Raw genomic sequence first — 21,526 nt, forward strand, 5'->3', positions numbered from 1 at the left:
TCGGGCGTGTGAATTTTGGCAGAGTGTGGTACAGCCGACACAACCGGTTCAGCCCAAAAAACAATTCCAGCCCATCGGATGCCCGTCATGAGTGATGACGAAGTGCAAAGACATACCCCAGAGGCTTCAGAAGAAACATCTGATGATAATTCGGCGTCCGCGTCGTTTGATGAAGATGTGACGGAAGCACGCTCTGGACTGATTGATACTTTCACAGCAGGCGGCCGCCTCAAGGAGGCCCGTCTCCAGCAGGGCCGCTCTCAGGAAGACATTGCGACTGAGCTGAAAGTCAGCCCAAGGGTCATTGAAAACCTCGAGCAGACGATCCAGCCGCCTGAATACGATATGCGGCGCACGCGCCTGCTGGCCAAGTCCTATGCGAAGATGCTCGGCGTCGATCCAGCTTTCGTCATGGCTGACTTTCCGATGGACGAGGAGCAGGAGCTTGCCACGGCAGTTCCCAAGTCATCGGCAACGATCGGTGAAGGACGCGCTAGCCGCTATCTCGTTCCGGTAACAGCGGTTGCAGGGGCCGTTCTGGCTGTCGGCATTTCCTTTGTCATGCTGAAGCCAGGCGAGATCGCCACTACACGCCAGGATGCGCCTTCGGTTGCTGAACGGGTCGTGGCGGTCAATACCGCTCAGGAAAGCCTGTTTGCTGAAGAGCCGCTGTCCACCCGTCCGGAAAAGGCCATGCAGCTTGCCATCGTGGCGACTGAACCGGCATGGATCGAGATCCGTGGAGCTGACGGGACGATTTTCCGTAGTCGTGTCATGGCGGAGGGGGAAAAATACTACCCCCGCGTGGATGCTGGCTGGACGGTCACCGCACAGGATGGCAGTGCGTTCGAATGGCGCGTTGATGGTGAATTCGTCGGACGCCTGTCCCAGAAGGATCAGCCCGTCTATTCTGCCAGTATCGATGAAGCCGCCACGCTTGCTGCTGAACGCAAGACCCCGTCCCTCGCGGCGACCTCCAATAGCCGGCCTGCCCGGTAGCACCGTTTCCCGACAATGCCCCAAAAAAAGCCGACCCTGTCCGGGGCCGGCTCATGATCTCGTACGACGAACGTGCTTAACGTGCGTCGTTGAGGGCTTTGGTCTGTTCGGCCTGGCCGAGCGCTTTCGAGAAGTGATCCTGGGCATCGCCGATCATCGGCGCATCGCGACAGTCCTGTGCGCAGTCATATGTGTATGATGCCCCGCCACGGTTCACCGTTACCATGCTGGCCGAATCCGCTGTTACGGCGACGTCTGCGGAAACCAGGATGTTGTTGTCATCATCCAGTATGAGGAGATTGGTCGTGCCGAAGGATTTTCCTGTCAGGAAGACAAGCTTTGAGTCCGCGACGGCGACATCTGCAATATTCTTGTTGCCGATCACCACGCTAGAGGCGGGTTTGGACAGGCGGACCGGCATCGTGGTGCCGCTCTCGACACTATAGGTCTGGGCTACAGCCGGGCATATGGATGCACCTGCCAGTACCATGGTTGCGGCAAGGAATTTTGCTGAAAACGTCATGAGGGCCACTCCGTGGGCAAATCATATGGCCCGACAATAATCGCCATAAGGTTTCCTTATCCCTAACAGGCTGGGTTGGGCGTATCGGCAGGGCTTGTTCTAAGGCGGGCACAGGGCGCCTTTACGCAAGGCCTATATATATTGTCACGAATGAACACGGGCTGTCCGCAAGCAGGTTCCCGGAAGCCTGGCCAGGCGCATTCGCAGATATATGAGTGGACTGCCCGGAAAATGCGACCGCTCAAAACCCCGTCATGGCAGGGCTCTCGTGAGGGGGTTAACAGAATGTATTGGAGTGTAGATGAATTAAATATTCCGGTTTACTTGATATTCAGCGATCTCATCTAGAACCGATCTCGTTCCGGGAAAAACCGAACAAACGGAACTTGAACAAACTAGATGATGATGGAGTCTCCAATGCAAAAGCTTGCACGTCTTTTCAAGAATGAGTCCGGCGCAACTGCTATCGAGTATGGCCTGATTGCTGCCCTGATCGCCGTTGCGATCATCGGTGGTGTTACGGCTCTCGGTAACAACGCTGAAGCAACCTTCCAGACCGTTGCCGACGAAATGGGCGGCGCTGGTGAAGAGGGTGACGAATAAGAAGCCACACTCCCAGTGTCTTACTGGTAAATTCAGGGAAGCCGCCGGTCCTGCCGGCGGCTTCTTTCGTATGGGCGGAAAGTAAGTCTTCAGACTTCGATGATAGCCGGTTTCCCGGTTTTGTTTGCCGGATAGGGGCCTGCCATGATCAGCGTGCTGTTTGCGATTATATTTCTGGCACTTTGCATCTACGCTGCGGTACGCGATGTGGAAACGCTGACGATCACAAATGGTCTCAACGCGATCATCGCCTTTCTCTTTCTTCCCGCGATCATAATCCTGGCGCCCGGCTGGAATATCACCGGTGCTCACCTGCTGGCGGGCGGGGTCGCATTTGTCGTCTCCGTACTTCTTTTCATGTTCGGCGTGTTCGGGGGCGGTGACGCGAAAATGATCCCCGGCGTCATGCTCTGGCTTGGGCCGCAGGCGGCAATGCCATTTGTCATGGTCATGGCGGTGGCGGGCGGTGCACTTGCCGTCTGCGTCGTCCTCGCGCGGAAGTTCGTCCCGGCCGGCGCAGCCCCCGGTTTCGCGCGCGAAACCCTTCTGGCAGGCAATGGCGTGCCTTATGGCGTGGCCATCGCCGCAGGTGCAATTGCCTGTATTCCGCTGTCGCCATTGCTACAGCCACTTCATGAATTTCTGAATTCGATCAGTTAACTATGCTTTAGTCTGTAAGTGCAAATGTGACCCTTGTGATTCCCGAAGTCTTGGGAAATGAAAAAGAGGGCGCTTACATGTCTCCAGTCCGTCTGATCATTCTGCTTGTTGCTGGGGCAGCAGCGGTCGGCGCTGCGCTACTTGTGCGTAGCATGTCGAGCCAGCCAGCCCCCGAGCAAAGCGCTGGCGAGCCGGTTGAGGTCGTGAGGGAAGTCGAAGTCTCCTCAACGCGCGTGCTCGTGGCCCGCGCGGATATGAGGGTCGGCACGCTCCTGACGCCTGAAGATTTCCAGTGGTCGGACTGGCCGGAAAAGGCTGTGAATGCGGGTTACTTTACCCAGGAAAACAATCCGGGTGCAGTGGAAGAGCTTTCGGGCAGTGTCGTTAAGACCGCTCTTATCGAGGGCGAACCGATTATCGGACAAAAGATTGTCCAGAAGGGTGACACTGGCTTCATGGCGGCGCTGCTGGCACCCGGCAAACGTGCCATTTCAGTTGAAATATCACCGGAGACGGCTTCAGCGGGCTTCATCCTTCCCGATGACCGGGTTGATGTCATCCTCACCTATGATGCCGAGGTTCCGACCGAGCGGGGTATGAGCGAAGCAACATATACGCGCACGGTCATTGAGAATGCCCGTGTGCTGGCGATCGACCAGATGTTTGGCGAGATGGACGGGGCGGCAGTCCTGACAGGATCGACCGCGACACTGGAGCTTGCGCCCAAACAGGCAGAGCTACTGGCACATGCCAGCCGCCTCGGCGCAATCTCACTGGCGCTTCGCAGTGTGTCGGATGCAGACGAGAATGAAGGCGCGGCCATTGCTGATACCGGCCTCCTCAGCGGCGAAGGCGCCGAGGGCAACCGCGTCAAGGTCTTCAAGAATGGAAGCAGGGGAAGCTGATGCCCGCTAGCAGTTTCATGAGGAAATCCTTCCTCGCAGGCCTGGCCTGCTTTGCCTTGGCCGCGCCCGCTGGTTCGCAGAACCTCATGGGCGTGTCCGTCATGCAGCCTGGTGAGACCGATGTGTCCCAGACGGTCAAGCTCGGCCTGAACAAGTCGACCGTGATCGAACTGGACCGGGCAGTGGCTGACGTCGTCATTACCAACCCGGAAATTGCCGATGCGGTCGTGCAGACATCGAGGCGCCTTATCTTCCGGGGGATCGAGGTCGGCGAAACGAACGCCTTCCTGTTCGACCGGAACGGCAATCCGCTCCTGAACCTGGAAATCATCGTCGATGCCGATACCGCAGCGCTCGAAACACTGATTTCCCGCTATGTCCCGAATGCGCGCGTCGACGTTGAGAGTGTCGGCGGGAACATCGTGGTCAGCGGCGAAGTCGAAAACATGATGCAGTCCGATCAGGTGGTGCGCCTGGTGAAAGCCTATTCCGGCGGCGGTGATGACGTCGAGCCGGTAAATATGCTTTCGGTAGCTGCAAAAGACCAGGTGATGCTTGAGGTGCGCGTCGTTGAGATGCAGCGCTCTGTCGTCAAACAGCTTGGCATCGACCTGGCCGGGCGTACGATCGGCAGCCTTGAGGATGTGCTGAACTTCGACTTCGCCTCAACGACGAACTTCAACGTCCAGGGGCAGGCGCTCGGCGGTCTTGGCTTTGATCCGAGCTATACGACACAGGACGCGAATGGGCGGACCACCAATATCGGTGCCGAGATTGACGCCCTCGAACGTATCGGGATTGTCCGGACACTGGCGGAGCCGAATATATCGGCGGTCTCCGGCGAGTCGGCCAAGTTCCTGGCGGGCGGTGAGTTTCCCGTGCCGGTCGGCCAGGACAATAATGGCCGGATTTCCGTGGAGTTCAAACAGTACGGTGTCGGGCTCGGGTTTACCCCGGTTGTACTGTCGGAAGGGCGGATCTCGCTCAAGGTCTCGACAGAGGTTTCAGAACTGACCAATCAGGGCTCTTTCCAGGGCCAGTCGGTGGCGGGGACCGATGATGATGGCAACATCATCACAGCACAGACGCTTACGATCCCGGCACTGACAGTGCGCCGGGCGGAAAGCACGGTCGAGCTTCCAAGCGGTGGCTCAATGATGATGGCCGGCCTGATCCAGAGCCGGTCACGCCAGACACTCGACCAGCTGCCGGGCCTTAAGAAGCTTCCGGTTCTTGGTTCACTCTTCCAGTCCCGCGACTTCGTGAATGAGGAAACCGAGCTTGTCGTGATCATCACGCCATATCTGGTCGACCCAACCCAGAAAGGCCGCCTGCGGACACCAGCAGACGGATTCGCCAACGCTTCGGACCCCAAAACGATCTTCTTCGGCAAGTTGAACGCCGTGTATGGCCGGGACGGCCAGGAGCTGACAGCCGATAACTACAACGCGCCAGTCGGCTTTATCGAGGAATAGGACGTCATCATGCGTATGCTGAACAAAATCGTCATCTCCTGTGGCCTCGCTTCAGCGCTTGCCCTGGCCGGATGCAGTTCCAGCGGACCTGGCGGGCCTGTTCCCCAGTCCTACCTGCAGGGCACGACGCTCGACCGGCACAATATCCAGGTCGCAAAACGCACCGCTTATCTGGAAGTCGCGCTCAATCCGCTCGACAGCCATCTGCGGCTCAGTGAAAAGGCGCGTATCCGCCAGTTCGTCGATCAGTACGTCACCAGTGGTCATGGCCCGCTTGTCATGTCCCTGCCGAAGAACCATGCCAATGAAGAACTCGCCGTGAAAGCCGTTGCCGAAGCGCGTGAGATCGTCTGGTCTGCCGGGGTCGATTATGCAGATATCCGTGGTAGCGCCTATGATGCTGGCGGCAGCGCGACAGCCCCTGTCGTGCTGGCCTTTACCGCTTTCGACGCCGTCGCGCCGGACTGCCTGCAGAAATCGCAGGTCGATTTCGCCGATGCGACATCCAACAACGACATGCCGACACTGGGCTGTTCAGTGCGCACCAACATGGCGGCGATGATCGCTGATCCTGCCGACCTGCTTGGCCAACGTCCGCTGGACGAAGGTGACCTGGCCCGGCGGACTGCGCAGCTTGAGCTCTACCGCCAGGGTGAATCGACAGCTGCTCAGCGAAGCGATCAGGAATCAGGGACAGTTTCCTCCGCCGTGAACTAGCCGGTGAGGCGCGTGATTGGGATAGGTTTATGAGTAAAGAAAACGCACTTTTCGACGATGAATTCGACCTCGAATTCGATGAGACCAACTCCGAGGACTCGTCCGGCGAAGACCTGATCAATCAGCTCACCGGGCCTGTCGATAATGCTCATGACGACGCTGGCGCCGAGGCCGTCGTTCCTCCGCCGATGAATGCTTTTCAGGGCGGCGACCGGGCTATTCCTGCGATTGCCGTTCTGGCTTTCCACGAAAGTGGTGAGACCCGCGACGTCCTTGAGCGCATGGCGAGTGACCGCAGGATGATCAACACCACGGTCGAGGTTCATCCCGGCGGCATACCGGCCGCCATCGAGCACCTTGCCTCGAATCCGACGCCAAACCTGCTGATTGTCGAATCGTCTGCACCTTCCAAGTCGATGATCCAGAAGATCGACGAGCTTGCTGCGCAGTGTGAAGAAGGCGTGCAGGTCATGGTGATCGGGGCAACCAACGACATCCCCCTTTACCGCCAGCTCGTCTCGCGCGGGGTTAGCGAATATCTTGTGCCGCCGATCGAGCCGGTCCAGCTTGTCCGGTCCGTTGGCGGGCTGTTCACGGACCCGGACGCGCCTTTTGTCGGCAAGTCCATTTCCGTCATAGGGGCCAAGGGCGGCGTCGGCTCATCGACGATCGCTCACAATCTCGCCTGGGCGCTTGCTGAGAATGCGCTGGTCAATACATCCCTGGTCGATCTCGACCTGTCCTTCGGCACGACGTCGCTCGATTTCAACCAGGAAACCCAGCAGACCATCGCCGATGCCCTGCTTTCGCCGGACCGTACCGATGATGCGGTGATCTCCCGCCTGCTTGCCAAGGCGACCGACCGGCTGTCGCTTTTCACTGCACCAGCCAGCGTCAACCAGATCATGGATATCGACGCCCAGTCCTATTCGATGGTGATCGAAGGCGTGAGGCGCCTGATGCCTTATGTCGTCCTCGATCTGCCGCACGGCTGGTCCCAGTGGATCTACAACACGCTGATCACATCGGATGAGGTCATCCTTGTCTGCCAGCCCGATCTTGCTTCCTTGCGGAACGGCAAGAATTTGATCGACCAGCTGAAGTCACAGCGTCCGAATGACAATCCCCCGCGCCTGATCATCAACATGGCAGGCGTGCCGAAACGGCCGGAAATTCCGGTCAAGGATTTCGCCGATGCGATTGAGCTCGAGCCGGATATGGTCCTGGCCTTCGATCCGCAATTGTTCGGCACGGCATCGAACAAGGGTCAGATGATTTCCGAGGCTGACCCGCAGTCCAAGCCCGCCATGTCGATTGATGAGCTGGCCTCCCAGCTGTCCGGGCGCGAGACCCAGAAGCCCCAGAAATCCTTCCTCAAGAAACTTCTCGGAAAGTAAGCCTGGTTAGGTAACCGCAATGTCCTTTGGCAAACGTTCAGCAACTGCTCGCCAGCCACAACCGGCCCCCCGGCCTGCCGGTCAGGCACCTGCTGCGCAGCCGAAACCTCCTGCGCGCCCACAGGGGCAGGGCACGCCGCCCAAACAGCCTCCCAAGCCGGGTGCGCAACCGCCGCGGACTGCGGCCTCGAAGCCGGTCGACCTGAAGCCGCCACCCGATATGGAGGCGGAGAAGATCCACAAGGTCGATACTCGCTCCGAAGAGTATTACGCGACCAAGACGACCATCTTCAACGCGCTCATCGACACGATCGACCTTGGCCAGCTCGCCCAGCTCGATGCGGCCAGTGCGCGCGAGGAAATCCGCGACATCGTCGTCGAGATCATCAGCATCAAGAATGTCGTCATGTCGATCTCCGAGCAGGAGCACCTGCTTGACGATATCTGTAACGACGTTCTCGGCTACGGCCCGCTCGAGCCGCTTCTGGCCCGTGACGACATCGCCGATATCATGGTGAATGGTGCCGACACGACCTATATCGAGGTGAACGGCAAGATCGAGCGGACCAATATCCGCTTCCGTGACAATGCGCAGCTGATGAATATCTGCCAGCGCATCGTTTCCCAGGTCGGCCGCCGCGTCGACGAAAGTTCTCCGATCTGTGACGCGCGCCTGCTCGACGGCTCACGTGTGAACGTCATTGCCCCGCCGCTCGCGATTGACGGGCCGACGCTCACCATTCGTAAGTTCAAGAAGGACAAGTTGCGCCTGGCCGATCTGGTCAAGTTCAACTCCATATCCGAGGCGGGGGCCGAGATCCTTCGCATTATCGGTCACTCGCGCTGCAACGTGCTGATCTCGGGCGGTACAGGTTCGGGCAAGACGACCCTGCTCAACTGTCTGACCGGTTTCATCGACCCCACCGAGCGCGTCATCACCTGCGAAGACTCCGCTGAACTTCAGCTACAACAGCCCCATGTCGTGCGCCTTGAAACACGCCCGCCGAACATTGAAGGCTCAGGCGAAGTCTCGATGCGCGATCTCGTTAAGAACTGTCTGCGTATGCGCCCGGAACGGATCATTGTTGGTGAGGTTCGCGGGCCGGAAGCTTTCGACCTGTTGCAGGCCATGAACACAGGCCATGACGGTTCGATGGGCACACTGCACGCCAACAGCCCGCGTGAAGCTCTCAGCCGTGTGGAATCCATGATCACCATGGGTGGCTTCTCGCTGCCTGCGAAAACCATCCGTGAAATGATTGTCGGCTCGATTGACGTTGTGGTCCAGGCCTCGCGCCTGCGGGACGGGTCGCGCCGTATCATGTGCGTGACGGAGGTCATGGGCCTGGAAGGCGATACGATCATTCTTCAGGATGTCCTGAAGTTCGAGATGGACGGTGAAGACGAAGACGGCAAGGTCAGCGGGCGTCATCGCGGCACCGGCATCGGGCGTCCCCGCTTCTGGGAGCGTGCCTCCTACTTCAACCTCGAGCGCGATCTTGCTTCGGCCATTGATGCACTGGATGCATGACCATGAGCGGTGATCTGACCGTCTTTCTCGTTGCAGGCCTGGCCTTCCTGGCCCTGGCAGGGGTTGGCTTTGCGCTGACGGGCGGGTCCAGCGAGGCGGCCTCCAAACGCGCCAAGCAGATCAAGGAAGGCAAGAAGGGCGGCAAATCACGCGGCGATGATGATGCTGTCAGCCAGCGCCGGCGCCAGACCCAGCAGATGCTGAAAAAGCTGCGCCAGCGTGATGAAGCCCGGCGTAAATCGCTTATGCCACAGGACATCAAGGCCAAGCTTGTCCAGGCTGGCCTGGATATAAAGCCCGAGATGTTCTGGGTATTCTCAGCCCTCCTCGGTGTCGTTTTCGCGACATTGACCTTCATGTCCGGTGCCGAAGGGCCGCCGCCGGTCATGGGCATTGAAATCAAGTCCCGCCCGGCCATGGTGCTTGCGGCAGGCTTTGCCGGTTTCCTTGGTGTTCCGCGCTGGGTCCTGGGCGTCATGACCAAGATGCGCCACAAGAAGATGACCAACCAGTTCGCCGATGCCATCGACGTCATCGTGCGGGGTGTGAAGTCCGGCCTACCCCTGACGGAATGTCTGCGGATCATCGCGGCCGAAAGCCCGGCCCCGCTCGGTACCGAGTTCAAGAACCTGACGGACAATATCCAGATGGGCACGACAATCGACCGGGCCCTGCAGCAATTCTACAAGCGTGTGCCGCTGCCGGAAGTAAACTTTTTCGTCATTGTGCTGACCATCCAGTCCAAGTCCGGTGGTAACCTCTCCGAGGCGCTGGGCAACCTTTCCTCCGTGATCCGTCAGCGCAAGATGATGCGCGAAAAGATCAAGGCGATGTCTTCCGAGGCGAAGGCTTCAGCGGGCATTATCGCTTCCCTGCCGTTCGCCGTAGCGTTCATGGTCTACCTGACGACCCCGGACTACATCATGGAGCTGTTCCTCGATCCGACCGGCCACATGATCCTGTTCATGGGAGGTGGTCTCATGTTCATCGGTATCACGGTCATGCGCCGCATGATCAATTTCGATATCTAGAGAGGCGTTGAAATGCAGGCATTTGCAAATTCTCTCAGTGATCCCGCCATGCTGGCCTCGATGCTGGCTGCGATTGCGATGTTCGCAACGATCACTTCTGTCATGCTGCCTGCGCTCAAGGGCGACAAGCTGGAGACGCGCCTCAAGCAGGTGACGACCCAGCGCGAAAAGCTGCGCCGTGCCAGCCGTGAAGCGCTCGAAAAGAAGGGCCTGAAGCGCGAGGATACGGGGACCATCAGTCAGATCACGGGTAAGCTGAATCTCCAGAAAATGCTGGAAGACCCGAATATTCAGGCCAAACTCGTACAGGCTGGCTTCCGGGGGCCCCGCCCGCTTTCCATCTTCTATTTCTGCCGCTTCGCCTTGCCCATTATCGGCGCGCTTTCAGCTTTCTTGTATATCTTCCTCATCAACGATCTCGGCCTTTCGCCCCAGATGAAGATAGGTGCGGTCATCGTTGGTGCCGCCATCGGCTTCTATGCGCCGAACCTGTATATTTCCAACATGGCCTCAAAGCGCCAGAAATCCATCATGCAGGCGTTCCCCGATGCGCTGGACATGCTGCTCATCTGTGTCGAGTCGGGCATGTCGATCGAGTTGGGTTTCGCCAAGGTGGGCGCAGAGATCGGCCCGGCCTCGCCGGAACTTGCCGAGGAGCTACAGCTGACCACGGCCGAGCTCGCCTACCTGCAGGAGCGCCGCACCGCTTATGAGAATCTCGCCAAGCGGACGGGCCATGAGGGCGTGAAATCTGTCTGCATGGCGCTGATGCAGGCCGAGCGCTACGGTACGCCGCTGGGTGATGCGCTGCGCGTCATGGCCAAGGAAAACCGTGATATGCGGATGTCAGAGGCTGAGAAGAAGGCCGCTGCCCTGCCAGCCAAGCTGACGGTGCCGATGATCCTGTTCTTCCTGCCGGTCCTCTTCTTGGTCGTGCTCGGTCCGGCCTATATCAAGTACACGGAAATGAATGCCGGCAGCTAGGGTACGGGCGGGTGATTTGCGCGCGGTTTGACCGGGCAATCATCAGGCCTGGAAAATTATCCCGACCGGTTTGCGTTTAATTGCCGCCAAGTGAGCCACGAAGCTGAGGTGGTGCCGATGCTTCTTCCTGGGCTGGGGCCAGTTCCCTCTGTTCGGTTTCGGACGGAGCAGGCGGGTCGTCACGCAGCGTCCCGTAATCCCGCACCGGAGACAGCATATCCTTCAGGGCCTGCATGTTCTCTTCGACCTTGCGTTTGGGCGCATGCGGATCGATTTCGCGGGCTTCGTCGAACTTGCCCTGAAGCCCGAGAATGAGCGCAAGGTTCTGGCGCACCCGCGCATTGGCATCCGGCATGGATGCAGCTTCGCGCAGACGCGCCTCGGCGGCATCGAGATTGCCTGAGAGCGCGAGGGAGAGCCCGAAATTGGAAAGCGTCGAAGTACGCTGGGGGGCAATGTCCAGTGCTGTCGTGTAAGCCCTCTGGGCATCTGCATGGCGCTCGACATGATCGAGCGCGAGGCCAAGCCCGGCAAAAGCGGCCGCATTGCCCGGTGCCAGGGTCGTTGCCTGATAGTAGGCGTCAGCCGCTTCGTTTGCACGTCCTTCGCTCATCAGGGCACGCGCCATGACAATCTTCAGTTCGGCCGACTTGGGATGAAGCGGGATGGTCTTGGCGGCGACCTCGATAGCACGTTCCTGGCTGCCGATGGCGCGCAGGGCTTCAAGGAATTGCAGCGTTACATCGAGCTTTGTCGGATCCTTACGGAACTCCTTGGCCCAGAAATTCGCTCTTGTAAGAGGATCGGCGCGCTCAGCCGCCTCGATTTCGGCCTGTGTGGCCGGTTCGAGTTTCTCGGCTACGGCCTGCTCGATCTCTGATTCTTTCACGGCCTCCTTGCCGCCTGTGCTTGCACACCCGGCGATGAGTGCGGCAGAGAGCAAGGGCAGGGCGAAGGCAGTGGCTTTTGCTCTGGACATTCAGGACGCTCCGGCGTGAGATTTACCGGCCACCTTGCGTTTGCGAGGGTCAAGGATCAGTTAACAAAGACGCGCAATCGCTTAACCGTTTTCAGCTCAAGGGACTTTTCTGTTTCCATGTACAAAGCCTTCACCGCCACCGCCAGCGATGCCGCTTCCGTCTATCTCGTGCGCCCGCTCGACTGGAGCGAAGCTGAACACGAAGTCCCGTCCGGTCTGAAATCCCTGGCCCGCGCGACAGGCTTTACCGGAAAATCAGGCGAGATGGTGCTTGAGGCGGATGATGAAGGCCGTCTGAAGCACGTCCTCTTTGGTCTCGGCAAGGCGCCGGATGCCCTGGCAGTAGCAGCCCTGTCTGCGAAACTGCCCGAGGGGGATTACGAGATTGCCCGTGATGCCGGGCTGCCCTTCGCCCACATTGCGGCAGGGTGGGCTGACGGCGCCTACCGTTTCGACCGCTACCTGAAGGACACTGACACACCGCCGCGTCTTGTCATCGGCAATGACAGCGATGCTGACGCGCTGGAGCGCGAGGCCGATGCCATCGCTCTGCTTCGGGACCTTATCAATACCCCGGCCCAGCATATGGGACCGGCCTCTATCGAGCAGGCTGTGCGCCAGATCGGCGAGGAGCATGGTGCCGATATCGAGGTCACGACAGGGGACGCTTTGCTCGATGCGAACTATCCGATGGTCCATGCGGTCGGCCGTGCAGCCCCCGAAGCACCGCGTTTCATCGAACTGTCCTGGGGCAATGAGGACCATCCCGAGCTTGCGCTGGTCGGCAAGGGCGTGGCCTTCGACACGGGCGGGCTGAACCTCAAGCCGGGCAGCGGGATGCGCATCATGAAAAAGGATATGGGCGGGTCGGCCCACGTCATCGCGCTGGCAAAGCTGGTCATGGCCTCGAAGCTTCCGGTCCGGTTGAAGCTCTATGTCCCGGCTGTCGAGAACGCTATTGCCGGAGACGCTTTCCGTCCGGGCGATGTCCTGTCGACGCGCAAGGGGCTCACCGTCGAGATCGACAATACCGATGCCGAAGGCCGGCTCATCCTCGGGGACGCACTTGCGCGGGCCTGCGAAGGCTCGCCGGACCTGCTGATTGATTTCGCCACGCTCACCGGCGCAGCCCGCGTCGCGCTGGGTCCGGAGCTTGCGCCTTTCTACACCGATGATGGCGACACCGCTGACGCGATCAATGCGGCTGGCACCGTCTCTGGCGATCCGGTCTGGCGTATGCCGCTCTGGGACCCGTACAAGTCCATGCTCAAGAGCGACATTGCCGATATCCAGAATGCAGGCGGGCGTTTTGCAGGCTCGATAACGGCGGCAATCTTCCTGAAACAGTTCGTCGAGGCCGAGCGCTGGGTACACCTTGATGTCTGGGGCTGGCGACTTGCGAAGTATGGCCGTCCCGAAGGCGCGGCCGCGTGTGGCCTGCGTGCTGTCTGGACGATGCTCAGGACACGTTATGCCTGAGGGCATGGAATAACGGGTAATTTGTCCCAGTAACCTTGCGCATGAACAAAAATCCTGCTGACTAGCCGGGTATCTACAAGTCCGGGAGAATTTTACATGCGCGTCAGTCTGACAGCCCTCGCCCTCGCCCTCGTCCTCGCCGCCTGCGGCCAGCAGGCGTCCGCCCCAGAGACCGGAGAGGCGAATGCGCCAACACCTCCGGCACAGGGGGAAGCGTCCAGTTCCGGGGGAGAAGCCTCCCAGGAAGCTGTCCAGGCCGAGACCGAGCGCCTCAATGCCTGGTTCGACGAGAAGTATGAGGAACAGCTCCAGTTCAGCCCTATCCAGCTGACCTTCCTTGGCCGCAAGGACAAGCATGGCCAGATCGACGACATGTCGCGTGAGGCCGCACAGGAGCAACTCGACTGGCGCCTGGCCACCGTCGAGGAAATGGAAGCCGAATTCGACTATGACAAGCTGAGCCAGGAAGCCCGGAACTCCTGGGACATCTGGAAGTACCAGGCCGAGATGGCCCAGGAAGGCATGCAGTACTTCTATAACGGCTATACCTTCGACCAGATGAACGGGGCGCAGAGCTTCCTGCCAACCCTGCTGATCCAGTTCCACCAGGTCGACAACGCCGATGACATGCAGGCTTATGTCTCGCGGATCGGGGAAGGCGCCCGCGCCATCGACCAGCTCCTGACCATCGCGGAAGAAGCCGCCAGCCGCGGTGTCGAGACACCGGATTTCGCACTTGAGGGTGTCATCGAACAGGCCGGAAAGGTGATCACCGGGGCCCCGTTCACCGATGGTGACCCGTCAGACCTCTGGGCGGATGTCGAGAAGGAAATTTCCGCGCTCGAAGAGGCCGGCGAGATTGACGCCGAACAGGCAGGCACGCTGCGTGAAGAGGCGCGCACCGCACTCACCGAAGAGTTCCAGCCGGCTTATGAGCGGCTCATCACATGGGCCGAGGAAGCCCTGCCGGAAGCCCCGGAAAACCCGACCGGCGCTGGCATGACGCAGCCGGACGGCGAGGCTTATTACAATTTCCGCCTGCAGCAGCAGACGACAACCGACCTGACTGCCGATGAGGTCCACCAGATCGGTCTTGATGAGGTCGAGCGTCTCCAGAACGAGATGCAGGCGGTCAAGGAAGAGTATGGTTTTGACGGGACGCTGGAGGAATTCTTCGTCTATCTGCGTGAGGAAACCGATAATCGTGACCTCTATTACGAGGACACCGATGAAGGCGCCGATGCCTATATCGCGGATGCCACAGCCGCTATCGAGAATATCGAGACCCAGATCCCGGACTATTTCGGTATCCAGCCGCAGGCCGGTCTCGTCGTGAAACGCGTCGAGCCTTTCCGTGAGCAGGACGGGGCGGCCCAGCACTATTATCCGGGCACACCGGATGGCTCACGTCCGGGCACCTATTACGCTCACCTGTCAGACATGACGGCCATGCCCAAGCGGGAGCTTGAAGTGATCGCCTATCATGAGGGCATTCCGGGCCACCACATGCAGATCTCGATCGCCCAGGAACTTGAAAACATCCCGCAATTCCGCACCCAGGCCGGGTTCACCGCCTATTCGGAAGGCTGGGCACTCTATTCGGAGAAGCTCGCCAGCGAGATGCCGGGCACCTACGAGACCCCGATGTCTGAATTCGGCCGTCTCGGCTCGGAAATCTGGCGGGCCATCCGGCTTGTTGTCGATACCGGCCTGCATTCGAAAGGCTGGACCGAGCAGGAAGCCTATGAGTACTTCACCGAGAATGCTGCCGTCACTGACGCGCAGGCCCGCTCCGAAATCCAGCGCTATATCGTGATGCCGGGGCAGGCAACCAGCTATAAGATCGGTATGCTGAAGATCCTCGAACTGCGTGCGCACGCGCAAGAGGAGCTTGGCGAAGACTTTGACATCAAGGGCTTCCACGACACCATCCTCGGCGGCGGTGCCATGCCGCTCATGATCCTCGAGCGCCGGGTCAATACCTGGATCGAGGAGGTGAAGGCTGGCGACGCCGATATGTCTGATGACGCGGCCGATGGTGACACGGAGCCTGAAGCCGAAGACACAGGTATGGAGATGGAAACCGAGGAATAGGTCTCTTCTCCTCAGGTGCAACCAGAACGGCTCCGTGGCACATGGCCTCGGAGCCGTTTTTTTTGCGTTCAGTCGGCGGTCCCTGTCTCGCGGCAGACCCGGCCGTCACTCAGCGCGCCGTACTCGCCCCGCGAACTGTTTGGAAAGAGCTGCTCTAGGCGCGCCTCGTCATCCTGGGATTCAGGCTCCCAATACATGTCCAGGTGGAGGTTCGGCGCACAAGCGCTCATGGTCTCCCGCGAGAGGTATAGCATTGGCATGCCCCTCAACCTGACCTGTGCAGACCTCAATGCGTCTGCATCGTAAAGCCCGTCATGTATCCCATGGCGGCGCTGGAACGCTTGGTGCAGCGCGTATTCAAATCGCCCGCGGCGCAAATTCGGGCCGAGAAACATTCGAATCTGTTCCCGGCTGTTGCCAGCCTTTCTCAGCGCCTCTCTAATTTTTCTTTCGTCCGGCGGATGGGGCGCACCGTGAACTGAGATCAGCGAGTAGGGCAGCACCCCAAGCCGGGTGGCGGCCGGCGCGAGATAGTTGCCGCAGGAAGAGCCGCAAATGCCCAGCACCGAAACGCTCATGCCGTGCCGGGCGATAATATCGGCGGCGGGAATGGCATTCACCACCGGCCCGCCAAAGGACGTTATCGTGAGGTGTTGGGCGCCGCTCTGCACGGCTTCATAGAGGCATGCATAGAGCCCAAGATCTGTACGCCCGGCATAGCGCACGGTGCGCCTATCCTGCTCGCAACGCGACTTGTCCTCGCCCGCAAGCCGAACCGCCTCGGCGATTGCCGCGCGGCTGCGCTGAAAGGCGTCATCATTGGCGTTATCTGTCTGCGCCGCCGAGAGGCCGGCATTGGCAAGCAGGAAGACTGACAGGGTTGTGATACGCATCACTCGGCTCCGGGCTTTCCGCTTTCCACACCCTCGCCAAATCTGGCTGCTTGTCCAGCCGGACGCGCGCCACTCGCGATCCGGTGTCTAAGCGACGGATTCGGGTTCGCGAAGCTCCACCGCCTTCATCGCCTCGGCGATATGATCCACCAGCAGCCGGGCCTTGCCCTTGAGCTTGCCGCCGGACCAGACCGCGTGCAGGGGGAGGGCGTCGGCCTCCCAGTCGGGCAGGAGCGGCACGAGCTGGCCCGCGCGCACCTTCTCGCAGACCAGCCAGTCAGGCGCGAGGATATAGCCGAGCCCGTCCTGTGCGCCCTGGATCAGCATGTCGCCGGAGGATGCGCGGAAGCGTCCCTCGACACGCAGATCGATGCGTGAGCCTGCTGTCCTGTGGGTCAGGGCCCAGTGCTTGTGAGTGGCCTTGTGGCGCAGGTGCAGCGCGTCATCGGGCGGCAGGGTGTCCGGGCTTTCCACGCCAGCCAGCTGGGCCAGGTAGACCGGGGAGGCCCACAGCCGTCGCGGGCTGAGCGCGATGCGTTTCGCCATCAGGCTGGAATCGGCCATCTCGCCGAGCCGGAAAGCGATGTCGATGCCCTCCTGTACGATGTCGGTATAGGTGTCGTCGGAAATCACATCCAGCGAGAGGTCGGGATATTGCCGCATGAAGCCGGCAAGGGCCGGGGCGACGACAACACGCGAGAGCGAGTGCGGCACCGTGATGCGCAGCTGGCCATAAGGCTCATTGTCGAGCCCGCGCACTTCCGCCTCGGCCTCCTCGAAATCACTGAGAATCCCGCGGGCGCGTTCATAGAATTTCTGCCCCGCTTCGGTCAGGCTCAATGCGCGTGTCGTCCGCAGGAAGAGGTCCGCGCCAAGCTGTGTCTCGAGGTCCTGGATGCGCCGCGAGACCGTCGGCTGGCCCATCTCCAGATCGGCCGCAGCCCTGGAGAAACTGCCCGTATCCGCGACCCTGATGAACAGCCGCATCGCGTCCAGACGGTCCATGATCTTCTCCCGCTCTTACCCGTGACTTGCATATATAAGGCGACTGCCCCTGCGTTTCGAGGGCCAGCTACGGGCCTGCGGCTTCACCGGAATGTGAGCCCGGTTCACGAAGGCGTGCTTCGCAAGTGACGCAGCGTTAGCCTATCTCATGATCAGAGACAAAAAGGGGACGTCAGTCATGAGCCGTATCCGCACCTGGATTCCGCATGTCGCCGCCATCATCGCGGCGCTCGTTTTCCTCGACAGCCTGCGCTTCAAGTTCACCAATGCTGAAGAGACGCAGGTGATCTTCGGCAATCTCGACGCCTGGGCGGCGAGCCTCGGCGCGGATGGCCTGTTCGCCCAGACCGGCCTGTTCAGCCAGTATGTCATCGGCACGGCCGAGCTGGTCGCCTCGGCCTTCCTGCTCATCGGTATCCTGCCGGCGCTGCGCCGCTTTCAGGCCATTGGCGCGCTGATCGGACTCGCCGTGATGAGCGGCGCGGTCAATTTCCACCTCTGGACGTCGCTCGGGATCGACCCGAACAATGATGGCGGCGGCCTTTTCATGATGGCCTGCGTGGTCTGGGTCATATCCCTTTCCCTGATCGTCATCCGCCGTCATGAACTGGCTGCGGTCGGGCGTGGTCTGGCGGGAACCTTCCTGCCCGCCACGCGCCCGGCTGCAGCCGCCCCGACAGCCCCTGCGAACGCATGACCCCACCAAGGAGGACCCTCATGAAACGCACCCTCACCGCCGCAATCGCCTTCGGCATCCTCGGTCTTGGTTTCGCCGCCCCGGCCCATGCCGACAAGGATCCGGTCTATACCGGCCTCTTCTCCGACACGGCCGTTGGCGGGCATGACCCGGTGGCCTATTTCACAGAAGGCCAGCCCGTGAAGGGCAAGAAGGAATTTTCCACCGAGTATGAGGGCGCAGAATTCCGCTTCGCCAGTGCCGAAAACCTCGCCATGTTCGAGGAAGACCCTGCGAAATATGCCCCGCAATACGGTGGCTACTGCGCCTGGGCCGTGGCCGAAGGCAAGACCGCCAAGGGCGATCCCGGCCATTGGAAAATCGTCGATGGAAAACTCTACCTCAATTATAATGGAAAAATTCAGGACCGCTGGGAACAAAACCAGGCGGCGTTCATTGAGAAGGGTAATACGAACTGGCCGACGGTGTTGAATTAGCGGGGCAAGAATTCCCTCCTCCCCTCACCCCCCTGTCCCGCTTCACCCGGCTTTAGGCCCTGCACTCCCCCTCGGTGCAGGGCCTTTCGTATGTATGGGGTGATTTTCTGGCAGACATGCAGTCAGGCAGACAGAGGCTCAGTCGTCGCGTTCGGCCCAGATCTTCATGATGTGATGGGCGACGGCAAAGGGCGGCGGCGCGAAGATTTCATCATGCTTGCCCGCCAGCACATCGCGCATTTCGGCCCGCGACACCCAGCGTGCTGACTCAAGCTCGGTCTTGTCGACCGTGATGTCCTCATTCTCGGCAGGCAGCAGAAGCCCGATCATCAGCGATGACGGGAATGGCCAGGGCTGGCAGCAGAGATATTCCGCATTCGCCGGATGGCAGACAATCCCCGCCTCCTCGTGCAGCTCGCGCGCCGCGCCCTGTTCCAGCGTCTCGCCCGGCTCGATGAACCCGGCAAGACACGACCACATGCCCGCCGGCCACATCTTCTGGCGCCCCAGAAGGCACTTGTCGCCACTTGTCGCCAGCATGATCGCCACCGGATCTGTGCGCGGGAAGTGCTGGGCTTCGCAGGCCGGGCAGACACTTTTCCAGCCTGCTTCCGTCACCTCGTTTTCCACCCCGCAGGCCGCGCAGAAGCGATGGGACTTGTGCCACTCGAAGATCGAGCGTGCCGTCGAGGCGAGATTAGCTTCCAGTTCGGAGAGCTTCGTCATCGCCATGCGGAAGTCCATGAACTCGCCCGTGCCTGCGATCAGCGAACCATCAAGGTCGAAATCATCGCGCAAGCCCGCGGCGAAGACTGGCGTGCCCTGCTTGTCGAGGCCGAGGAACAGGCGGCGCGCATCCGGCGCGGCCTTCGCAATCTCCGGCCCCATCCAGACCAGCCCGCCGCCCGGCGCAACCAGGGGCAGCCCCTTCTGCATGACGAGGATGAGCACATCTTCCCGGCCATAGGCAGCCTCCAGCCAGTCAGGGTCGGAACGGTGATGGCCGGCCCGGTCGATCGGGCGCGCGCCCAGCGGAATGAGATCGGAATTCGTCATGGCGCTACACCTAGCAGCCTTTCGAGACGCTGCAATAAAGGCGGCGGCGAAAATCACCCCTGACGGCGGGGCAGGCGAGGGCTCAAGAGGTCTCGCGCGGCAGGGCGAAACTCACCGCATCCAGCCCCTTGTCACTGGAGCTTACGCGCGCGATATAGGGCCTCAGGAGGCTGGCGGTGGACGGAGTCCTCGCCAACCGGGTCAGATCGGGAACGAAGCAGCCCTAACGAGTTTCCCTCCGGGTCACTGTCCAGTCTCCGCTTTATTTCTTTGGGAGGGAATATTGGAAAAAAATAAAAGGCAAGAAGATCGAGAGCTAGTGCGTAATAATCTTACGCCCAAAACGCCAAAGCCAGATTCTGGTCAAGCAAATTATCAGCCTCGAACGCCCAGTGAAACAGACAACTCAGCAGAGCCGCCTCCTTCCGAGGAAGGCTAGGTTTCCAATTTTTTGTATCTAATATTTACTCTTTTAATATTCGACGGCGGGACATAAGTTAATCGGCTTCCGTAGTTTTTATCTATTACGGAATTTTGAGATTTCGCTTCCTCGCCCTTGAGTCTTGTATGGGTAAGATAAAGCAGGACGCCCCCATCGGCGCCCAGAGTCACTGGTCTTCCAGGGCAATCGAAAAATAATGATGTGTCATCACACCTTAACCAGTGTCCATCGTTAGTTTCGATAGATATCTGTTTAACTTCGCAGCCTTTGATTTCGTAGAGTGCCTTCCAGGCCGATGGTGTATCGTCGCTTTGGATACCGCTTTTTTCGAGAATATCCTGTAGGTGAATCCTTCCATGAGAGCGCCAAAGTAAAGCGCCAACGAGAGTCGTTGGAATGCTAAGAGCTGCGCCAGCCCAAATGGGCCAGCCTACGGATCGAAATAGCCACATTATGGACGTAGCAAAAAAGCCAAAAACTAACGTACAAAATATGATGTCTAGAGTTGTGTGGTGATCCCTAATACCTTTGTATGAAACTATGTAGGAAGCGTATCCAACAGCTAATGTGAATTGGGTATTCCAAGATAGTTCAATCAGTTCATTCATCTGCAAAAGTCATTTCCCCAAGTGTTTGCGATCATCTTGGCGGGTGATCTTTAATCGTATGCTATCGCCATACAGAGCTGGAACGAATTGTGCCGTTTTTATTAACCCGAAAATAAAATTGCAAAAATTACGTATGAAAGAGGAGTGTTTCCGTCATGCGTGAAATTGAGATTTTAAAACAAGTGAAAAAGCTTGCTGTCGAGTATTATGATATTACCGGAAAACCTCTGGGTGTTACTGGTGAGATTGCCGAGGTCGAGGCGGCCCAGCACCTTGGGCTGGAGCTAACTGAAGCGAGAACTGAAGGTTACGATGCCGTTCGTCGCGACGGTAACAATATAACGCGTATTCAAATTAAAGGTCGTTGGAAAAGGCAAGGTAAAAATTGGGGGCGCGTAGGGTCTATCAATACGACCAAAGCGTTTGACACGGTCATGCTGGTTCTTATGCAGGGGCGATATGAAGTTGCGGAAATCTGGGAAGCACCAAGGGCGGCGATATTGGATAGGCTCTCTAAGCCAGGGTCAAAATCACGCAATGAAAGAGGCTCTTTAGGGGTGTCACAGTTCAAGAGTATTGCGACACTTATTTGGCCCTCAGTCTATGACTAGCGGACGATCGCTTTCATTTTTTCGAATTTCAGCAGATATGTGCCGGGCTCCAATTCTGAGTATCTGATTACTTGAAGTTCTCCTCAAGCCGAATGGCAGACTTTACCATTCGGCCATAGCCAGTCTCTTTCGATCCGTTTCAGGCGGTCAAGGGCGCGTTCCGCGTCCGTAGGATCATGACCCTTGACCGTCTAAAACAGATCGGACACCCGTCATTCCCCTCTCCCGGTTCGCGGGCTTTGAGGGATTAGCGGAAGGTCCGGGGGACCTTTCGCCCCGAAAAGGGGTCAGGGGTGAGGGCTGCCATGTCTGTGATACTTCCTGAGTCCACCTTCCGTCATCCCGGCGCTCCCCCGGACCC

At 59.3% G+C, this 21,526-nt stretch carries 21 protein-coding genes and 1 other RNA gene; 16 read left to right on the plus strand and 6 right to left on the minus strand.

The annotated features are described in order from the left end of the window. The first annotated feature begins 87 nt into the window (after window positions 1-87). Window positions 88-999, plus strand: a complete 912-nt coding sequence (locus Q1K31_RS00665) for a RodZ domain-containing protein (protein WP_300375620.1) — start codon at window positions 88-90, stop codon at window positions 997-999. Between the two features lie 76 nt (window positions 1,000-1,075). Here Q1K31_RS00665 and Q1K31_RS00670 read toward each other — a convergent pair whose 3' ends face one another. After that, window positions 1,076-1,522 carry a pilus assembly protein N-terminal domain-containing protein gene (locus tag Q1K31_RS00670; RefSeq protein WP_300375622.1) on the minus strand — a complete coding sequence of 149 codons (447 nt, stop codon included), beginning with the start codon at window positions 1,520-1,522 and terminating at the stop codon, window positions 1,076-1,078. Between the two features lie 417 nt (window positions 1,523-1,939). Between Q1K31_RS00670 and Q1K31_RS00675 the strand changes: the two genes are divergently transcribed. The 9 genes from Q1K31_RS00675 (at window position 1,940) to Q1K31_RS00715 (ending at window position 10,825) form a co-directional block, all read left to right on the plus strand. Next, a complete protein-coding gene (locus Q1K31_RS00675) occupies window positions 1,940-2,125 on the plus strand; it encodes a Flp family type IVb pilin (protein WP_300375624.1) in 186 nt (61 codons plus the stop codon). 144 nt (window positions 2,126-2,269) lie between these two features. After that, a complete protein-coding gene (locus tag Q1K31_RS00680; RefSeq protein ID WP_300375626.1) occupies window positions 2,270-2,785 on the plus strand; it encodes a prepilin peptidase in 516 nt (171 codons plus the stop codon). A gap of 77 nt (window positions 2,786-2,862) precedes the next feature. Continuing rightward, window positions 2,863-3,690 (plus strand): Flp pilus assembly protein CpaB, encoded by an 828-nt coding sequence (gene cpaB / locus Q1K31_RS00685; RefSeq protein WP_300375628.1) that lies wholly within the window; start codon window positions 2,863-2,865, stop codon window positions 3,688-3,690. Next, window positions 3,690-5,165, plus strand: a complete 1,476-nt coding sequence (locus tag Q1K31_RS00690; RefSeq protein ID WP_300375630.1) for a type II and III secretion system protein family protein — start codon at window positions 3,690-3,692, stop codon at window positions 5,163-5,165. Before cpaB ends, Q1K31_RS00690 begins: the two co-directional genes overlap by 1 nt. A 9-nt stretch (window positions 5,166-5,174) precedes the next feature. Then, window positions 5,175-5,882, plus strand: coding sequence for a CpaD family pilus assembly protein (locus Q1K31_RS00695; RefSeq protein WP_300375632.1), 708 nt, complete (start codon window positions 5,175-5,177; stop codon window positions 5,880-5,882). A 29-nt stretch (window positions 5,883-5,911) separates the two neighbouring features. Then, the gene (locus Q1K31_RS00700) at window positions 5,912-7,279 is read left to right on the plus strand and encodes an AAA family ATPase (protein ID WP_300375634.1); all 1,368 of its coding nucleotides are present in this window, start codon (window positions 5,912-5,914) and stop codon (window positions 7,277-7,279) included. A gap of 19 nt (window positions 7,280-7,298) precedes the next feature. Next, on the plus strand, window positions 7,299-8,810 hold the full coding sequence (locus tag Q1K31_RS00705; RefSeq protein ID WP_300375636.1) for an ATPase, T2SS/T4P/T4SS family: 1,512 nt from the start codon (window positions 7,299-7,301) through the stop codon (window positions 8,808-8,810). Between the two features lie 2 nt (window positions 8,811-8,812). Beyond that, a complete protein-coding gene (locus Q1K31_RS00710) occupies window positions 8,813-9,841 on the plus strand; it encodes a type II secretion system F family protein (protein WP_300375638.1) in 1,029 nt (342 codons plus the stop codon). A 12-nt stretch (window positions 9,842-9,853) separates the two neighbouring features. After that, a complete protein-coding gene (locus Q1K31_RS00715; protein WP_300375640.1) occupies window positions 9,854-10,825 on the plus strand; it encodes a type II secretion system F family protein in 972 nt (323 codons plus the stop codon). Window positions 10,826-10,901: 76 nt separating this feature from the next. On the opposite strand, the gene Q1K31_RS00720 is transcribed toward Q1K31_RS00715, so the two are convergent. Further along, window positions 10,902-11,804 (minus strand): hypothetical protein, encoded by a 903-nt coding sequence (locus tag Q1K31_RS00720; protein ID WP_300375642.1) that lies wholly within the window; start codon window positions 11,802-11,804, stop codon window positions 10,902-10,904. Between the two features lie 117 nt (window positions 11,805-11,921). Between Q1K31_RS00720 and Q1K31_RS00725 the strand changes: the two genes are divergently transcribed. Both Q1K31_RS00725 and Q1K31_RS00730 read left to right on the plus strand, forming a co-directional pair. Continuing rightward, the gene (locus Q1K31_RS00725) at window positions 11,922-13,283 is read left to right on the plus strand and encodes a M17 family metallopeptidase (RefSeq protein WP_300375644.1); all 1,362 of its coding nucleotides are present in this window, start codon (window positions 11,922-11,924) and stop codon (window positions 13,281-13,283) included. Window positions 13,284-13,379: 96 nt separating this feature from the next. Then, on the plus strand, window positions 13,380-15,377 hold the full coding sequence (locus Q1K31_RS00730) for a DUF885 family protein (RefSeq protein WP_300375646.1): 1,998 nt from the start codon (window positions 13,380-13,382) through the stop codon (window positions 15,375-15,377). 68 nt (window positions 15,378-15,445) lie between these two features. On the opposite strand, the gene Q1K31_RS00735 is transcribed toward Q1K31_RS00730, so the two are convergent. Next, entirely contained in the window at window positions 15,446-16,270 is an 825-nt protein-coding gene (locus Q1K31_RS00735; RefSeq protein WP_300375648.1) for a hypothetical protein, read from the minus strand. An 87-nt stretch (window positions 16,271-16,357) separates the two neighbouring features. Further along, entirely contained in the window at window positions 16,358-17,275 is a 918-nt protein-coding gene (locus Q1K31_RS00740; RefSeq protein WP_300375649.1) for a LysR family transcriptional regulator, read from the minus strand. 178 nt (window positions 17,276-17,453) lie between these two features. Here Q1K31_RS00740 and Q1K31_RS00745 point away from each other — a divergent pair, with 178 nt between their 5' ends. Both Q1K31_RS00745 and Q1K31_RS00750 read left to right on the plus strand, forming a co-directional pair. Then, window positions 17,454-17,972, plus strand: a complete 519-nt coding sequence (locus Q1K31_RS00745; protein ID WP_300375651.1) for a hypothetical protein — start codon at window positions 17,454-17,456, stop codon at window positions 17,970-17,972. 20 nt (window positions 17,973-17,992) lie between these two features. Then, window positions 17,993-18,448, plus strand: coding sequence for a YHS domain-containing (seleno)protein (locus Q1K31_RS00750; RefSeq protein WP_300375653.1), 456 nt, complete (start codon window positions 17,993-17,995; stop codon window positions 18,446-18,448). 138 nt (window positions 18,449-18,586) lie between these two features. On the opposite strand, the gene nudC is transcribed toward Q1K31_RS00750, so the two are convergent. After that, the gene (gene nudC, locus Q1K31_RS00755) at window positions 18,587-19,504 is read right to left on the minus strand and encodes an NAD(+) diphosphatase (protein ID WP_300375655.1); all 918 of its coding nucleotides are present in this window, start codon (window positions 19,502-19,504) and stop codon (window positions 18,587-18,589) included. Between the two features lie 165 nt (window positions 19,505-19,669). Between nudC and ffs the strand changes: the two genes are divergently transcribed. Continuing rightward, window positions 19,670-19,766, plus strand: an RNA gene (ffs, locus tag Q1K31_RS00760) — signal recognition particle sRNA small type. A gap of 173 nt (window positions 19,767-19,939) precedes the next feature. On the opposite strand, the gene Q1K31_RS00765 is transcribed toward ffs, so the two are convergent. After that, window positions 19,940-20,554, minus strand: coding sequence for a hypothetical protein (locus tag Q1K31_RS00765; protein ID WP_300375657.1), 615 nt, complete (start codon window positions 20,552-20,554; stop codon window positions 19,940-19,942). A 155-nt stretch (window positions 20,555-20,709) separates the two neighbouring features. On the opposite strand from Q1K31_RS00765, the gene Q1K31_RS00770 reads away from it, so the two are divergent. Continuing rightward, window positions 20,710-21,165: a hypothetical protein gene (locus Q1K31_RS00770; protein ID WP_300375659.1), complete on the plus strand. Its 456-nt coding sequence runs from the start codon at window positions 20,710-20,712 to the stop codon at window positions 21,163-21,165. The last annotated feature ends 361 nt before the right edge of the window (window positions 21,166-21,526 follow it).

The organism is Henriciella sp., from assembly GCF_029936995.1.
Taxonomy (GTDB): domain Bacteria; phylum Pseudomonadota; class Alphaproteobacteria; order Caulobacterales; family Hyphomonadaceae; genus Henriciella.

Bases quoted from the DNA above. Each gene is read 5' to 3' on its own strand.
- Q1K31_RS00665 (WP_300375620.1), top strand. From the start codon at position 88: ATGAGTGATGACGAAGTGCAAAGACATACCCCAGAGGCTTCAGAAGAA.
- Q1K31_RS00670 (WP_300375622.1), bottom strand. From the start codon at position 1,522: ATGACGTTTTCAGCAAAATTCCTTGCCGCAACCATGGTACTGGCAGGT.
- Q1K31_RS00675 (WP_300375624.1), top strand. From the start codon at position 1,940: ATGCAAAAGCTTGCACGTCTTTTCAAGAATGAGTCCGGCGCAACTGCT.
- Q1K31_RS00680 (WP_300375626.1), top strand. From the start codon at position 2,270: ATGATCAGCGTGCTGTTTGCGATTATATTTCTGGCACTTTGCATCTAC.
- cpaB (WP_300375628.1), top strand. From the start codon at position 2,863: ATGTCTCCAGTCCGTCTGATCATTCTGCTTGTTGCTGGGGCAGCAGCG.
- Q1K31_RS00690 (WP_300375630.1), top strand. From the start codon at position 3,690: ATGCCCGCTAGCAGTTTCATGAGGAAATCCTTCCTCGCAGGCCTGGCC.
- Q1K31_RS00695 (WP_300375632.1), top strand. From the start codon at position 5,175: ATGCGTATGCTGAACAAAATCGTCATCTCCTGTGGCCTCGCTTCAGCG.
- Q1K31_RS00700 (WP_300375634.1), top strand. From the start codon at position 5,912: ATGAGTAAAGAAAACGCACTTTTCGACGATGAATTCGACCTCGAATTC.
- Q1K31_RS00705 (WP_300375636.1), top strand. From the start codon at position 7,299: ATGTCCTTTGGCAAACGTTCAGCAACTGCTCGCCAGCCACAACCGGCC.
- Q1K31_RS00710 (WP_300375638.1), top strand. From the start codon at position 8,813: ATGAGCGGTGATCTGACCGTCTTTCTCGTTGCAGGCCTGGCCTTCCTG.
- Q1K31_RS00715 (WP_300375640.1), top strand. From the start codon at position 9,854: ATGCAGGCATTTGCAAATTCTCTCAGTGATCCCGCCATGCTGGCCTCG.
- Q1K31_RS00720 (WP_300375642.1), bottom strand. From the start codon at position 11,804: ATGTCCAGAGCAAAAGCCACTGCCTTCGCCCTGCCCTTGCTCTCTGCC.
- Q1K31_RS00725 (WP_300375644.1), top strand. From the start codon at position 11,922: ATGTACAAAGCCTTCACCGCCACCGCCAGCGATGCCGCTTCCGTCTAT.
- Q1K31_RS00730 (WP_300375646.1), top strand. From the start codon at position 13,380: ATGCGCGTCAGTCTGACAGCCCTCGCCCTCGCCCTCGTCCTCGCCGCC.
- Q1K31_RS00735 (WP_300375648.1), bottom strand. From the start codon at position 16,270: ATGCGTATCACAACCCTGTCAGTCTTCCTGCTTGCCAATGCCGGCCTC.
- Q1K31_RS00740 (WP_300375649.1), bottom strand. From the start codon at position 17,275: ATGGACCGTCTGGACGCGATGCGGCTGTTCATCAGGGTCGCGGATACG.
- Q1K31_RS00745 (WP_300375651.1), top strand. From the start codon at position 17,454: ATGAGCCGTATCCGCACCTGGATTCCGCATGTCGCCGCCATCATCGCG.
- Q1K31_RS00750 (WP_300375653.1), top strand. From the start codon at position 17,993: ATGAAACGCACCCTCACCGCCGCAATCGCCTTCGGCATCCTCGGTCTT.
- nudC (WP_300375655.1), bottom strand. From the start codon at position 19,504: ATGACGAATTCCGATCTCATTCCGCTGGGCGCGCGCCCGATCGACCGG.
- Q1K31_RS00765 (WP_300375657.1), bottom strand. From the start codon at position 20,554: ATGAATGAACTGATTGAACTATCTTGGAATACCCAATTCACATTAGCT.
- Q1K31_RS00770 (WP_300375659.1), top strand. From the start codon at position 20,710: ATGCGTGAAATTGAGATTTTAAAACAAGTGAAAAAGCTTGCTGTCGAG.